Origin of the sequence: Curtobacterium sp. PhB146, assembly GCF_004342995.1 — a bacterium.
In the GTDB taxonomy this organism is placed as follows: domain Bacteria; phylum Actinomycetota; class Actinomycetes; order Actinomycetales; family Microbacteriaceae; genus Curtobacterium.
The window spans coordinates 872,694-886,209 of record NZ_SMBN01000001.1 but is presented as its reverse complement, the minus strand read 5'-3'; the positions used below and the strand labels follow the sequence as shown (position 1 = coordinate 886,209).

Sequence of the window (13,516 nt, the reverse complement as noted above, 5' to 3'; positions counted from 1 at the left end):
ACGACGACGCCCCGCGACCGAGGTCGCGGGGCGTCGACGTGTTCGTCCGGTGGAACGATCAGGCGGGGAGCTGCAGCTCCTGGCCCGAGTAGATGAGGTTCGCGTCGTCGATGGTCGACGTGTTCGCGGCCCACAGCTTGTTCCAGCCACCGTCGATCTTGAGCTTGGTGGCGATGGTGTCGAGCGTGTCGCCCGAGGCGATCGTGTACGTCTTGCCGCTCGTCTTCACGGCGGCGGGCTTGCTCGGCGTGGTGGCTGCCGGGGCGGCCTCCTGCGCCGGCGCCGGCGCAGGAGCCGGGGTGCTCGGTGCGGCCTGCTCCGGGGCAGCGGGGGCCGGTGCGGCCTGCTGCGTCGGGGCCGGAGCAGCGGGGGCTGCCGGAGCCGGAGCAGCGGCGGCCGGTGCGGCACCGCTCGTGCCGCTCAGTCCGAGCTGGGCCGAGCAGGCAGGCCAGGCGCCCCAGCCCTGCGTGGCGAGGACACGCTCGGCGACGGCGATCTGGGCCTCGCGGCTCGCGCCGGCGGGGCTGCCGACGCCACCGTTGGCCTGCCAGGTGCCGAGGTTGAACTGCAGGCCGCCGTAGTAGCCGTTGCCGGTGTTGATGGCCCAGTTGCCGCCGGACTCGCACTGCGCGAGGGCGTCCCAGGTCGAGCCGGACGCAGCGTTCGCGGGGGTTGCCGCGAGGCCGACACCGGTCGCGGCGATGCCGGCGAACGCGAGGCCGCCGACGATGGTGCGGGTACGGGAAAGCTTCTTCATGTGATTGCTCCACCGGGGTCACGAGCCGCTTCGAACGCGGAATCCACTGCCCACCCCGACCGATCGCGGTCAGTTGTGGGGTGCGCCACCGGGGGCAGTGGTCATCGGGCCGGCGGCACCTCGGTCGGCAACCATAGGAAACTCTTCACCGTTATCAAACCGAGACAAACGGTTCTACCCGTTGGTGCTATGTACCCCGCACTCGAACCTGTACGCCTCGATGCCCATGGCCATGGTCATCGAGCCGTACCCGGGTACGTCACCTTGGCAATTCCCTGGCAATGCCGGCCAGGAGGCCCGGATCACGCCCGCGACAGCAGCGTGACGGCCTCGAGATGGCCGGTCTGGGGGAACATGTCGAGCACACGAGCGCGGCGCAGCCGGAACGAGGGCATGCGCGCGAGGTCCTTCGCCAGGGTCACCGGGTTGCAGCTCGAGTAGACGACGTGCTGCACGTCGGACTCCTCGAGCCAGGTCGACAGCGCCTCGCCGATCCCGCGTCGTGGCGGGTTCACCAGGACGAGCTCGGGCACGGTGTCGGGTCGGGCGCGGAGTGCGTGCTCGGTGGCGTCGTCGGCGGCGAACCGGAGCCCCTCGAGCCCGGCCTCGCGCGCGGACTGCTTCGCCGAACGGATCGCCTCGGCACTGGTCTCGATGCCCGTCACCGCTCGGCCCGGTCGCGCAGCGTGCAGGGCGAACCCGCCCACGCCGCAGTACAGGTCCCACATCGACGCCGGGTCGAGCTCGTCGATCCACGCCGAGGCCTGCGCGTACAGCTCGGTGGCGACGGCGGTGTTGGTCTGGAAGAAGCTCTGCGGCCGCAGGTGCATCGTGATCCCGCCGAGGCGCATCGGCAGCGTCTCCTGCTCGGTGAGCACGATCTCCCGGTCGCCCTCGGTCACGGCCTTGTGCTCGGGAAGCAGGTTCGCCGTGACGACCACCACGTTCGGCAGGGCGTCACGCAGCACATCGAGGTACTGCCGGATCCGAGCCACCTGCCCCTCGGACCGCAGGACGAACCGCACCATCAGTTCGCCGTCGGGCGACTCGGTGACCAGGACGTACTTCAGCTCGCCGCGTCGGGCAGCGACGTCGTACGGGATCAACCCCGCGGTCTGGACGAAGTCGGCGAGCAGGGGCAGCGCGTGTCGGATGCCGGGCGTGCAGATCCCGCAGTGCCGCAGGTCGACGCCGCGCTGCCGGTGGTCGAGGATGCCGACGGTCGGGTGCTCGGTCGATCCGCCGACCACCATCTTCGCCTTGTTCCGGTACCCGGACTCGGGGCTGGTGATCGCCGGTGCCCACGTGACGGCTCCGGGGCCGCCAGCCGCCTCGACGGCGTCGTGCAGGAGTTCGCGGGTGCGGAGCTCCTTGTCGAGGACCTGGTCGGCGTAGGGCTGCCCCATGAGCGTGCAGGACCGGCACACCCCACGGTCGAAGTAGTCGCACTGCATGGCCGAGTCAGGATACGGCAGCGTCCCGCGTCGTCGTGGCGATCCGGTAGACCGACGTCGTCGCCGTCAGGAACAGCGTCGTGCCGTCGTCGCCGCCGAAGCACAGGTTCGACGTCACCTCGGGGACGGCCACCTCGCCGATCCGCTCGCCGGAGGGGTCGAACACGACGACGCCGCGGTGCGACGACGACCACACGTTGCCGTGCACGTCGACCCGGATGCCGTCCGGTGCGCCCTCGCCCGGCTCGAGTCGCGCGAACACCCGGCCGTTCTTGAGCAGGTCGCCGCCGTCACCGACGCGGTCGTAGGCGCGGATGACCGGTTCGTCCCCCGACGAGCTCGCGATGTAGAGGACCTGCTCGGACGGGTCGAAGGCGAGTCCGTTCGGCTCGTCGACGTCGGTCGCGACGGGGCGCAGGTCCTCACCGGACGGTCCGCAGCGGAACGTCCAGTGGTCGCCGTACTCGCGCACGCCGGGGTGGCCTTCGCGCGGCTGGGTGATGCCGTAGGCCGGGTCGGTGAACCACACGCTGCCGTCCCGCGCGACGACGACGTCGTTCGGCGAGTTGAACCGCACGCCGGCCCAGGCGTCGACGATCGGCGTGACGACGCCGTCGCGGTCGCGCTCCACCCGCCGGAGTCCGTGCGAGCACTGGACGACCCTGCCGTCGCGGTCGAGCGTCCGGCCGTTGGTGAACTCGACGCCCTCGGCGTACGTGGAGGTCTCGCCGGAGTCGGCGTGCCACTGCAGGACACGGTCGCCGGGGATGTCCGACCAGCGCAGGGTACGGGACGCCGGGATCCAGCAGGGTCCTTCGGCCCACGTGCTGCCGGTGGCGATGCGCTCGAGCGCGTCAGGGTCCGGTACGAGGTCGTCGAGCAGCACGGGTTCTCCTTCGAACGGTGTCCCCACCCTACGTTCGTCAGGCCGCAGCCGCCGCCTCGCTGCGTCGTCGCACGGCCTTCTCGATCGCCGAGATCGCGAGGCCGAGCAGGATCGACGCCACGACCGCGAGGGTCGTGACGAGGAAGGGCTGCTCGCGGCTCCAGCGCCCGGTGGCCGCCGCGATGCCGACGCAGTACGCGGCCCACACGACGTCGGCGAGCACGCAGCTGACCAGGAACCGCCGAACGTCGAGCCCGCTGTCCGCGCCGACCAGGTTCGTCGTCAGCCGGCCCATCGGGATGAAGCGTCCGAGGACCGCGATGCGCCCGGGAGCGGCACGGTAGCGGCCGTCGATGGCGTCCCGGGCCTTGCGGACCTTCGGACGCGCGAACCACGACCTCGAGCCGAGGTCGACCGAGCGCGCCAGGTGGTACAGCCCGAGGTCGCCGAGGACCATGCCGATCGAGGCCGCGACGACGAGGACGAGGACCGGCAGGAGGCCGCCGTCACCGCCCACCAGGAGCGTGCCGACCGCGACGACGAGCGCCTGGCTGGGGAGGAAGACCGCGACACTGCCGACGGCGAGCACGAGGCCGACCACGACGAACGTCCACGGGGTGCCGATGAGCTGGACGACCAGGTCCTGTGCTGCGTCCACGCTCACCCTCCACGGGCGCCGGAGGAGCGCACCGGACTCCATCTTCGCAGGTCGGCGGGGCACCGCTCACGTGCGCTCGACGATCGCCCGCATCGCCGCGGCCGCGTCGTCCGGGTGGCCGTCGACGACGGCACCGGCGAGCGCGAGGTGGAGGCCGACGTCGTGCCGGTCCGGGCGGATGCTCCCACGTTCGCGCAACACCTGGCCCACGACGCGGTGCAGGCGTCGGTACAGCGTGTTGTCGGACAGGTCGAGCACGAGCGCGTGGAGCCGCACGTCCGCGGCCACGAAGTCGAGGCGGTCGTCGCGGGCCGCTGCGGCGGCGAGCTCGTCCGCGGTGGTGCGGAGCGCCTCCCGTCGGTCCGCGCACTCGTCGAGGGGCGCCCGCCCGGCCGCTGCGGCGGCTGCGGCGGGTTCGACCGCCGCGCGGAGTTCGCGGAGCTCGACCGCCACGCGGTCACCGTCCGGGCCCCGGAGGCGCCACCGCACGACCCGCGGATCCAGGACGTCCCACTCCAGCACGCCGAGGACGGTCACGCCGACCCGGCGCCGCGCGGTGAGCAGGCCGAGGGCGACGAGGACGCGGACGGCCTCGCGGACGATGCTGCGACTGGCCCCGGTCGACGCCACCAGGTCGTCGATGCTCCGGCGGCTGCCCACGGCGATGGCGCCGGAGACGACGTCGGCACCGATCTGGTCGAGGACGCGGTCGAACGTGCTGGTCACCGCTGGGACACCGGGCTGACCACGAGTTCGTCGACGCGCATGTACGACGGCGCCTCGAGCACGAACGACACCGCGCGGGCGATGTCCTCCGGCTGCAGCATCGCCGATCGTGCGGCGGCGTCGGGCACCGACGGCCGCTGGTCGAGGAAGTCGGTCGCGACGTCACCGGGGCACAGGTGCGTCGCCCGGACCCCGTGGTCTGCCTCCTGCTGGTTGAGGCTCCGGACGACCGAACCGAGCGCGGTCTTCGAGGCGGAGTACGCGACGCCGGCGCCGGGCTGGAAGGACCACCCGGCGTAGGACGACACCACGACGACCACGCCGCCGGACTCGCGGAGCGCAGGCAGTGCGGCGTCGACGACCGCGACCACCGCGGTGAGGTTCGTGTCCACGATCGCGCGGAAGTCCGGCAACGACTGGTCGTCCCACCGGCGCCGCGGCGCGTTCAGCCCGGCGGCGAGCACGACCGCGTCGAGTCGTCCGAACCGCTCGAGCACGGTGTCCCGCGCAGACGCGACGGCAGCGGGATCGGCAGCGTCGAGGGGCAGGACCGCCGCCGTGCCGCCGGAGGCCGTGATCGTCGCCGCGACCTGCTCGAGCCGGTCCACGCGCCGCCCGCTCAGGACCACCGTCCACCCGTCGCGCGCAGCGGCCTCGGCACTCGCGGCGCCCATGCCGCTGCCGCCGCCGGTGACCCAGAGCACCCGTTGCTTCGCCATGCTGCAATAGTATGCCTATTGCAGTGACCAACGACAGGAGCAACGATGCACCTCGACCTGACCGACCGTGTGGTGGTCGTGACCGGCGCAGCACGCGGGATCGGACGCACGCTCGCCGACCGCTTCGTCGCCGAGGGGTGTCGCGTCGTCGCCCTCGACCTGGCCTTCGAGCCCGACTTCCCGCTCGACCACGTCGTGTGCAACGTCGCCGACCCCGAGTCGGTCCGGGCCGCCGTCGACGAGGTCGTCACCCGGCACGGCACGATCGACGTGCTCGTGAACAACGCCGGCATCAACGTCGAGGGCACCGTCGCCGAGCTGCAGTGGGATGCCTGGCGCCGGTGCATGGACGTCAACCTCGGCGGCACCTTCCTGATGAGCCAGGCCGTCGCGCCGGTGATGCAGGCCGCGGGACGGGGGCGGATCATCAACGCCGCCTCGTTCGCCGCGATCGTCCCGAGTGTCGGCAGCGCTGCCTACGCGGCGTCCAAGGCCGCGGTCGTCTCGTTCACCCGGGTGCTGGCGTCGGAGCTCGGCCCGTGGGGCATCACCGTCAACGCGTACGCGCCGGGCATGGTCCCGACGGCGATGAACGGGTTCGCGACCATGCCGGCCGAGGCCCAGGACCGCCTGCTCGACACCCTGTCGCTGCGCCGGTGGGAGACCGCGGACGACGTCGCCGACCTGCTCGTCTTCATGGCGAGCGACGCCTCGGGCTACGTCACCGGCACCCTGCTCGACGTCTCCGGCGGCAAGCTCGCGACGCAGATCCCGGCACGCGCGCACGGTCGCTGAGGGTTCAGCGCAGCATCCGCTCCAGGAGCGCGCGCAGCTGCCGCCGGTCCCGCTCCGGCAACCGGGCGGTGAGCGGCAGCAGTGCATCGCGGATCGCGCCCTCGAGCGAGCGCGCCACCTCGAGACCGGCGTCGGTGATCACGACGTCCACCGCGCGGGCGTCGTCCGCGTTCGGCTGCCGCGCGAGCAACCCCTTCTTCTCCGCGCGCGCCACCAACCCGGTCATCGTCGACTTCTCGAGCCCCAGGTACTGCGCCAGGTCACCGATCCGCAGACGACGGTCACGCAGGATCGCGAGGACCCGCAGCTGCGTCAGCGACAGCCCGGCATCGGCCGCGAGCCCGGTCAGCGGCCCCATCGTCCGGAACGCGGCCTCGCCCAGGGCATCGACGAGCTGCTCGTCCTCGGTCATCTCCTGCACCACTCCAGCCTAGTTGACGAACTTCGTGATGCGAACTACTTTGTTCGTAACACGAAGCAATGGAGGACACCATGCACGCAGCAGTCGTCACCGAGTTCGGCCACGCCCCGACCTGGCAGGAGTTCGACGAACCGACTCCCGGACCCGGCGAGGTCGTCGTCGACGTCGTCGCGGCCGGGCTCCACCCGCGGGTCCGCTCGCAGGCCGACGGTTCGCACTACACCAGCGAGGGCGCGCTCCCCCTGGTCCCCGGCGTCGACGGCGTCGCCCGGTTCCCCGACGGCACGCTCCGCTACGTCGCCGTCGCGAGCGACACCCGCGGCACCATGGCCGAGCGCGTCGCGGTCGACCCGCGGGCGAGCGTCGTCCTCCCCGACGGTGCCGACCCGATCACCGTGGCCGCCGGCGTGAACCCGGTGCTGTCGTCGTGGGTGGCCCTGCGCCGGCGGATCGACTTCGCCCCGGGCAGCCGCGTCCTCGTGCTCGGCGCGACCGGGGCCTCGGGCACCGCGGCGGTGCAGGTGGCGAAGCACCTCGGTGCCGCACACGTCGTCGCGAGCGGGCGCAACCCGGAGCGGCTGGCGGCGCTCACCGCCCTCGGCGCCGACGTCGTGCTGCCGCTGACCGACGTCGACGCCCTCGGCGCAGCGGCAGCCGACGTCGACGTGGTCATCGACTACGTCTGGGGCCAGCCCGCGGCCGACGTGATGCGCGCCGTCGTCACCGCCCGCACCGAACCGGGCCGCCGACTCGACTGGATCGCGATCGGTTCCACCGCGGGCCACGAGGCGACGATCCCGTCCGCGGCACTGCGCGCCTCGGGCCTGACGATCGTCGGCAGCGGGCAGGGGTCGGTCGGGCGTGCCGGTTTCGTCGCCGAGCTCCCGGGCATCGTCAGTGCGATCGCGGACGGCACCGTCCGGGTGGACGCGACGGCCGTGCGGTTGGCGGACGTCGAGGCGACGTGGGCCGGACAGCCCGCCGGGAGCACGGGCAGAGTGGTGTTCACAGTGTGAACCGAGCGCGAGCAGGCTGTCCGGTCGCACAGGTTCTCCACATCCCACTCTTCGTAGGCTGTGAGGGCCCAGTGAGCCGGACTGCAGCCCGACCCCGAGGAGGTGCCCGATGGTCCTCGTCCTCGTCGCGTTCGCGATCGTCGCCCTGATCGTCCCCGCCCTGACCCCCGTCCTCGGCCGCCGCGTGTTCACCGTGGCCGCCCTCGCGCCCGCAGCCGCCGCCGTGCTGACGGTGCTGCAGACGGACGCGGCCCTGCACGGCAGCGTCGTCGAACGGCACCGGTGGGTCCCGCAGCTCGACCTCGAGATCACGCTGCGGATGGACGCCCTGTCGTGGGTCCTCGCGCTCGTGGTGTCGATCGTCGGGGCCCTCGTGCTCGTGTACTGCGCCTCGTACTTCGGGCGCGACGAGCCGGGGATCGGCCGGTTCGCGGGCGTGCTGACCGCGTTCGCCGGGTCGATGTTCGGGCTCGTCCTCGCCGACGACGTCATCGTGCTCTTCGTCCTGTGGGAAGCCACCACGGTCTTCTCCTACCTGCTCATCGGACACGACGCCGACAAGCGTGCGAGCCGTGCGGCCGCGATGCAGGCCCTCGTCGTCACCACCGCCGGTGGTCTGGCGATGCTCGCCGGTCTGGTCATGCTGTCGGTCACGGCGGGCACGACCTCGCTCTCCGGCATCATCGCCGCCCCGCCGACCGGACCGATCGTCACCGTCTCGGTGGTCCTCGTCCTGCTCGGCGCGCTGACGAAGTCGGCGATCGTACCGTTCCACTTCTGGTTGCCCGCGGCCATGGCAGCTCCGACCCCGGTCAGCGCGTACCTGCACGCCGCAGCGATGGTGAAGGCCGGCATCTACCTCGTGGCCCGGCTCGCTCCGGCGTTCGCACTGCTCGACGGCTGGCGCGAGACGATCACCGTGCTCGGTGTCCTCGGAATGCTCATCGGTGGCTACCGAGCGCTCCGCCAGACCGACCTCAAGCTCCTGCTCGCCTACGGCACCGTCGCGCAGCTCGGGTTCCTCGTGCTCGCCGCCGGGTGGGGCGCGCCCGCGGTGGCGCTCGGCGGGGTCGCCCTGCTCGTGGCGCACGCCGCGTTCAAGTCCACGCTTTTCCTGGTGGTCGGTGCGATCGACCACACCACCGGCACCCGCGACCTCGGGCGCCTGAGCGGCCTCGGCCGGAAGGCACCGTGGCTGGCCGTCGTGGCCGCCCTCGCGCTCGTGTCGATGGCCGGCATCCCGCCGACGATCGGCTTCGTCGCGAAGGAAGCCGTGCTGACCGGCTTCACCGAATCGCTGCACGGACCCGACGCCGGCTGGGCCTGGTTCGCCCTCGTCGGCGTGACGCTCGGCTCGGTGCTCACCGTGGCGTACTCGCTCCGCTTCTTCTGGGGAGCGTTCGCCCGCAAGCCCGACGTCGCCCAGACGGAACCGCACGCCCTGCACGGTCTGGGTGTGGTGCCGTCGATCCTGGCGCTGACCGGTCTCGCCCTCGGCCTGCTGACCCCGGTCGTCGCGCACGGCATCGAGCCCGCCGCGACGGTGGCCTCGCTCCCTGGCGAGGAAGTCCCCCACCTCGCGCTCTGGCACGGCCTCGAACCGGCGCTCGGCATCTCGGCCGTCACCCTGGTCGGCGGTCTCGCACTGTTCGCCCTCCGACGTCCGGTCGAGGCACTGCAGCACCAGCTCGCCGGGTTCCCGAGCGCCTCGGGCACCTACCGGCACCTCATGCGCGGCCTCGACCGGTTCGCGACGGGCCTGACCGCCGGTGTGCAGCGGGGTTCGCTCCCCTACTACCTGACGGTGATCCTGTCGGTGTTCGTGGCGGGTGCGCTCGCGAACCTCGTGCTCGGCGGGCCGTGGGAGTTCCACGTCCGGTTCTCAGACTCGTGGGGGCAGATCCCGGTCGTCATCGTGATGTCCGTCGGCGCCATCGCCGTCCTCACCGCGAAGACCCGGTTCGCCGCCGCCGTGCTGGTGGGCGTGACCGGCTACGGCATGTCCGTCCTGTTCGTCCTGCACGGCGCGGTCGACCTCGCCCTCACGCAGCTCGTGGTCGAGACCGTCACCCTCATCGCGTTCGTCCTGGTGCTCCGGCGGCTCCCCCCGCGCATCGCGACGACGAACCCGAGCCGGTTCCGCATCGTCCGTGCGCTCTTCGCGGGGCTCGCCGGCCTCACGCTGGCGATCGTCGTCATCGTCGCCGCCTCGGCGCGCACCGCCGAACCGATCTGGCCGGACCTGCCCGCGCTCACGAGCTCGTTCGGGCACGGCCTGAACGTCGTGAACGTCGCCCTCGTCGACCTGCGCGGCTGGGACACCCTCGGTGAGCTCACCGTCGTCGTCGCCGCGGCCACGGGCGTCGCGAGCCTCATCTTCGTGAACTCCCGCGAGGACACGCTGCCCCGGCTCCGTGACCTGCCGGAGAAGCTGACGGCGGACGGCCAGCGCACCGACGGGGAGCCGCGCGCCTGGCTACCGACGAGCGCCGCCATCCCGACCGGCCGCTCGGCACTCCTCGACGTGGTGGTCCGACTGCTGTTCCACGGGCTCATCGTCCTGTCGGTCTACCTGCTGTTCGCCGGGCACAACGCGGCCGGCGGCGGCTTCGCCGGTGGCCTCGTCGCCGGCATCGCGCTGGCGGCCCGGTACCTGGCGGGCGGCCCGGCCGAACTCGGCGCCGCCGCCCCGGTGCGGGCCGGTCGACTGCTCGGACTCGGTGTCGCGACGGCAGCGATCACCGCGATCGTGCCGCTGTTCTTCGGGCGCGAAGCGCTGTACTCCGAGTTCTTCGAGGCGACCGTCCCGATCCTCGGCCACATCGAGTTCGTCACCGCGACGTTCTTCGACATCGGCGTGTACCTGGTCGTCGTCGGCCTGGTGCTCGACGTCCTCCGCAGCCTCGGCGCCGAGGTGGACCGGCAGCGCCTCGAGGATGCCGGGGCGCCCACCCGCGACACCACCGAGGGGTCCGTCCGCGACACCCTCGAGGCACCCACCCCGGAAGGGAGCGCCACATGACCGTCACCCTCGTCCTCGTGATCGCGATGGCCGTGCTGTTCTCCTGCGGCGTCTACCTGCTGCTCGAACGGTCCCTGACCCGGATGCTGCTCGGCTTCCTGCTGCTCGGCAACGCCCTGAACCTGCTCCTGCTGGTGATGTCGGGCGCCGCCGGCAACCCGCCGATCGGCAAGTCCTCCGAGGGCATCACCGACCCGCTCCCCCAGGCCTTCGCCCTGACCGCGATCGTCATCACCTTCGCCGTCAGCGCGTTCCTGCTCGCCCTCATCCACCGCTCGTGGCAGCTGTCCCGTGCCGACGAGGTCGAGGTCGACGAAGCGGACGTCGCCATCGGCCGCACGCGCGACGACCCCGACGACGACCCGGAAGCCGACTTCGACCCGAAGTCCCCCGAGGACGCCGACGATCCGCACGAACACCAACCGCACCCGGACGGAGTGAACCGATGACCTGGCTCGTCCCGCTCCTCGTCCTCGTCCCGCTGCTCGGCGCAGCCGTCGCACTCGGCCTCCTGCGGCACCAGAAGCTCCAGCGAGCGATCACCGTCGTGGTGCTCGTCGTCGCACTCGCCGTCGCCGCAACCCTCATGGTGCTCGTCGACCACCACGGCACCATCGTCGTGCAGGTCGGCGGGTGGGACGCCCCGTACGGCATCTCGCTGGTGGTCGACCGCCTGAGCGCCCTGCTCCTCACGGTGAGCGCCAGCGTGCTGCTCATCGTCCTGCTGTTCTCGATCGGCCAGGGGCTCGCAGCCGACGACGGTGAAGCCCCGGTCACGATCTTCTACCCGACCTACCTCGTGCTGGCCGCGGGCGTGCTCGACTCGTTCATCGCCGGCGACCTGTTCAACCTGTACGTGGCGTTCGAGATGCTGCTCGTGGCGAGCTACGTGCTCATCACCCTGGGCGGCAGCGAGCAGCGTGTCCGGGCCGGCACCACGTACATCGTCACGAGCCTGATCGCGTCGGCGATCTTCCTCGCCGCGATCGGCCTGGTGTACGGCGCGACCGGCACGGTCAACATCGCCCAGATCAGCGAGCGCGTCGCCGATCTGCCCGAGCACGTGCAGCTGCTCCTGCACACGATGCTGCTCATCGGCTTCGGCATCAAGGCGGCGGTCTTCCCGCTGGCGTTCTGGCTGCCGGACTCGTACCCGACCGCCCCGGCCCCGGTCACGGCCGTCTTCGCCGGCCTGCTGACGAAGGTCGGCATCTACGCGATCATCCGCCTCGAGACGGTCATCTTCCCCGGGCCGCAGTTGAACAACGTGCTGCTCGTGGTGGCGGTGTTGACGATGGTCGTCGGGGTGCTCGGCGCGGTGTCCCAGACCGACGTCAAGCGCCTGCTGTCCTTCACGCTCATCAGCCACATCGGCTTCATGGTGATGGGTGTCGGGCTCGGGACGGTCGCGGGGACGGCGGCCGCGGTGTTCTACACGGTGCACCACATCGTCGTGCAGACCACGTTGTTCCTGGTGTCCGGCCTGATGGAACGCGTCGGGGGGACCACGTCGACCCGGTCGCTCGGCGGGTTGTTGAAGGCCGCGCCGCTGCTGGCCGCGCTGTACCTGATCCCGGCGTTCAACCTGGGCGGCATCCCGCCGTTCTCCGGCTTCATCGGCAAGCTCGGGCTGTTCCGCGCCGCCGCCGAGGACGGCTCCCCGTTGGCGTACGTCACGATCGCCGCCGGCGTGGTCACGTCGCTCCTCACGCTGTACGCACTGATGCGCGTGTGGGACGCCGCCTTCTGGCGGCCGAAGCCCGCGGCCGAGGCCGCAGCGCCGCACGCGACGACCGCCGAACCGCACGCAGCCCTGCGGTCGCCGGAACCCGCCCCCTTGACCGTCTCCGAGGAGACGGGTGAGGCCTTCCACCCAGGAGGCTCGGTGACGGTCACCGACGCACCCCACGCGAGCAGTGCCTCCCGTCCGACCACCGGGTCGACCGAGACGGTCGGCGAAGCGCCGACCAAGGTCCGGCTGCCGCGCATGCTCGTCGGTGTGACGACGGTCGCGGTCCTCGGATCCGTCGCCCTCACCGTGGTCGCGGGCCCGCTCTACGGGTACGCGAGCCGCGCAGCGGAGTCGCTCGAGTCGCCGGACCGGTACGTGCAGGCCGTCCTCGGAGGTGACCGGTGAACACCGACACCCGACACGTCGCGAACGCCCGCCGCATCGCGGTGGCGTGGCGGTACGACGTCCCGCTCGTCGCCGGACTGACCGTCCTGTGGGCCCTGCTCTGGGGCTCGTGGACGCCACTGACCCTGCTCTGCGGCATCGTGGTGGCGCTCCTGGTCACTCAGGCGCTGCCACTCCCGCCGGTCCCGCTGTCGGCCCGGTTCTCGATCGTGCACGCCGTCCGGTTCCTCGTGGTGTGGTCCGGACTCGTCATCACGGCATCGTTCCGGGTCGCCTGGGTCGCGTTCCGCCCGCGGGGCGTCCGCCGCAGCTCCATCACGCTCGTGCAGCTGCACTCCACCGCCGAGATGACCTTCACGCTGGCGACCCTCGCGATCTCGCTGGTGCCCGGCTCGTACGTCGCCGACGTCGACCTCCGCCGTCGGCGCCTGCTGCTGCACGTGCTCGACACCGAGCGGGTCGAACAGGTCGAGGCCGCCCGTCGCGAGGCCCTCGGCATCGAGGCCATGGTCATCCGTGCCCTCGGTTCGAAGCAGGACGTCTCCGAACTGTCCGAACCGCTGCCGGAGGTCACCCGATGAGCGCCGCCGTCGTCGTCATGGGGATCGGCATCGCCCTGGTCCTGGCCCTGCTCGGCGCCACCCTCGCGCTCGCGGTGTTCCGGATCGTGCGCGGCCCGACGATCCTCGACCGGATGATCGGATCGGACATGGTCCTGACGACCGTGCTCGTGGTGATCGCGGCGTCGATGGTGGTCCGGCGCGACCTGACCGGGATCCCCGTCCTCGTGGTGATCGCGGCGACGAGCGTGTTCGCGACCGTCGCGGTGGCGCGAGCGGTCACGCCGTCGTCGGACCCGTCGGACGAAGGCCTGAGCGTCACCACCCCCGAGCACGCCGCCGAAGCAGAGGAGCAGTCGTGACCG

14 protein-coding genes are annotated in these 13,516 nt (G+C 71.9%); 7 read left to right on the top strand and 7 right to left on the bottom strand.

Translation table 11 applies throughout. The features are described from left to right. Window positions 1-58 precede the first annotated feature (58 nt). From EDF33_RS20670 to EDF33_RS04295, 6 genes are all read right to left on the bottom strand, one after another. Window positions 59-757, bottom strand: a complete 699-nt coding sequence (locus tag EDF33_RS20670) for a transglycosylase family protein (RefSeq protein ID WP_123294616.1) — start codon at window positions 755-757, stop codon at window positions 59-61. Between the two features lie 302 nt (window positions 758-1,059). Further along, a complete protein-coding gene (gene rlmC / locus EDF33_RS04315) occupies window positions 1,060-2,211 on the bottom strand; it encodes a 23S rRNA (uracil(747)-C(5))-methyltransferase RlmC (RefSeq protein WP_123937285.1) in 1,152 nt (383 codons plus the stop codon). A 7-nt stretch (window positions 2,212-2,218) separates the two neighbouring features. Continuing rightward, the gene (locus tag EDF33_RS04310; protein ID WP_243692349.1) at window positions 2,219-3,097 is read right to left on the bottom strand and encodes an SMP-30/gluconolactonase/LRE family protein; all 879 of its coding nucleotides are present in this window, start codon (window positions 3,095-3,097) and stop codon (window positions 2,219-2,221) included. Between the two features lie 37 nt (window positions 3,098-3,134). Beyond that, window positions 3,135-3,755 (bottom strand): VTT domain-containing protein, encoded by a 621-nt coding sequence (locus EDF33_RS04305; protein WP_165901140.1) that lies wholly within the window; start codon window positions 3,753-3,755, stop codon window positions 3,135-3,137. 66 nt (window positions 3,756-3,821) lie between these two features. Then, window positions 3,822-4,481 (bottom strand): FCD domain-containing protein, encoded by a 660-nt coding sequence (locus tag EDF33_RS04300; RefSeq protein WP_165918710.1) that lies wholly within the window; start codon window positions 4,479-4,481, stop codon window positions 3,822-3,824. Further along, window positions 4,478-5,200, bottom strand: coding sequence for an SDR family NAD(P)-dependent oxidoreductase (locus EDF33_RS04295; RefSeq protein ID WP_131881067.1), 723 nt, complete (start codon window positions 5,198-5,200; stop codon window positions 4,478-4,480). The genes EDF33_RS04300 and EDF33_RS04295 overlap by 4 nt, the downstream gene beginning before the upstream one ends. Before the next feature lie 45 nt (window positions 5,201-5,245). Here EDF33_RS04295 and EDF33_RS04290 point away from each other — a divergent pair, with 45 nt between their 5' ends. After that, a complete protein-coding gene (locus tag EDF33_RS04290; RefSeq protein ID WP_131922074.1) occupies window positions 5,246-5,995 on the top strand; it encodes an SDR family NAD(P)-dependent oxidoreductase in 750 nt (249 codons plus the stop codon). A 4-nt stretch (window positions 5,996-5,999) separates the two neighbouring features. Here EDF33_RS04290 and EDF33_RS04285 read toward each other — a convergent pair whose 3' ends face one another. Continuing rightward, window positions 6,000-6,407 (bottom strand): MarR family transcriptional regulator, encoded by a 408-nt coding sequence (locus EDF33_RS04285; RefSeq protein ID WP_111085883.1) that lies wholly within the window; start codon window positions 6,405-6,407, stop codon window positions 6,000-6,002. A gap of 80 nt (window positions 6,408-6,487) precedes the next feature. Between EDF33_RS04285 and EDF33_RS04280 the strand changes: the two genes are divergently transcribed. The 6 genes from EDF33_RS04280 to EDF33_RS04255 all read left to right on the top strand — a co-directional run bounded on the left by EDF33_RS04280 (window position 6,488) and on the right by EDF33_RS04255 (window position 13,513). Beyond that, window positions 6,488-7,432 carry a zinc-binding alcohol dehydrogenase family protein gene (locus EDF33_RS04280; protein ID WP_132099365.1) on the top strand — a complete coding sequence of 315 codons (945 nt, stop codon included), beginning with the start codon at window positions 6,488-6,490 and terminating at the stop codon, window positions 7,430-7,432. Window positions 7,433-7,541: 109 nt separating this feature from the next. Further along, a complete protein-coding gene (locus EDF33_RS04275) occupies window positions 7,542-10,454 on the top strand; it encodes a Na+/H+ antiporter subunit A (protein WP_132099364.1) in 2,913 nt (970 codons plus the stop codon). Continuing rightward, window positions 10,451-10,903, top strand: a complete 453-nt coding sequence (locus EDF33_RS04270) for a Na(+)/H(+) antiporter subunit C (RefSeq protein WP_132099363.1) — start codon at window positions 10,451-10,453, stop codon at window positions 10,901-10,903. Before EDF33_RS04275 ends, EDF33_RS04270 begins: the two co-directional genes overlap by 4 nt. Beyond that, entirely contained in the window at window positions 10,900-12,591 is a 1,692-nt protein-coding gene (locus tag EDF33_RS04265) for a Na+/H+ antiporter subunit D (RefSeq protein WP_123339137.1), read from the top strand. The genes EDF33_RS04270 and EDF33_RS04265 overlap by 4 nt, the downstream gene beginning before the upstream one ends. Beyond that, window positions 12,588-13,172, top strand: a complete 585-nt coding sequence (locus tag EDF33_RS04260; RefSeq protein ID WP_123294606.1) for a Na+/H+ antiporter subunit E — start codon at window positions 12,588-12,590, stop codon at window positions 13,170-13,172. The genes EDF33_RS04265 and EDF33_RS04260 overlap by 4 nt, the downstream gene beginning before the upstream one ends. Next, window positions 13,169-13,513 (top strand): sodium:proton antiporter, encoded by a 345-nt coding sequence (locus EDF33_RS04255; RefSeq protein WP_123294605.1) that lies wholly within the window; start codon window positions 13,169-13,171, stop codon window positions 13,511-13,513. Before EDF33_RS04260 ends, EDF33_RS04255 begins: the two co-directional genes overlap by 4 nt. Window positions 13,514-13,516: the final 3 nt, after the last annotated feature.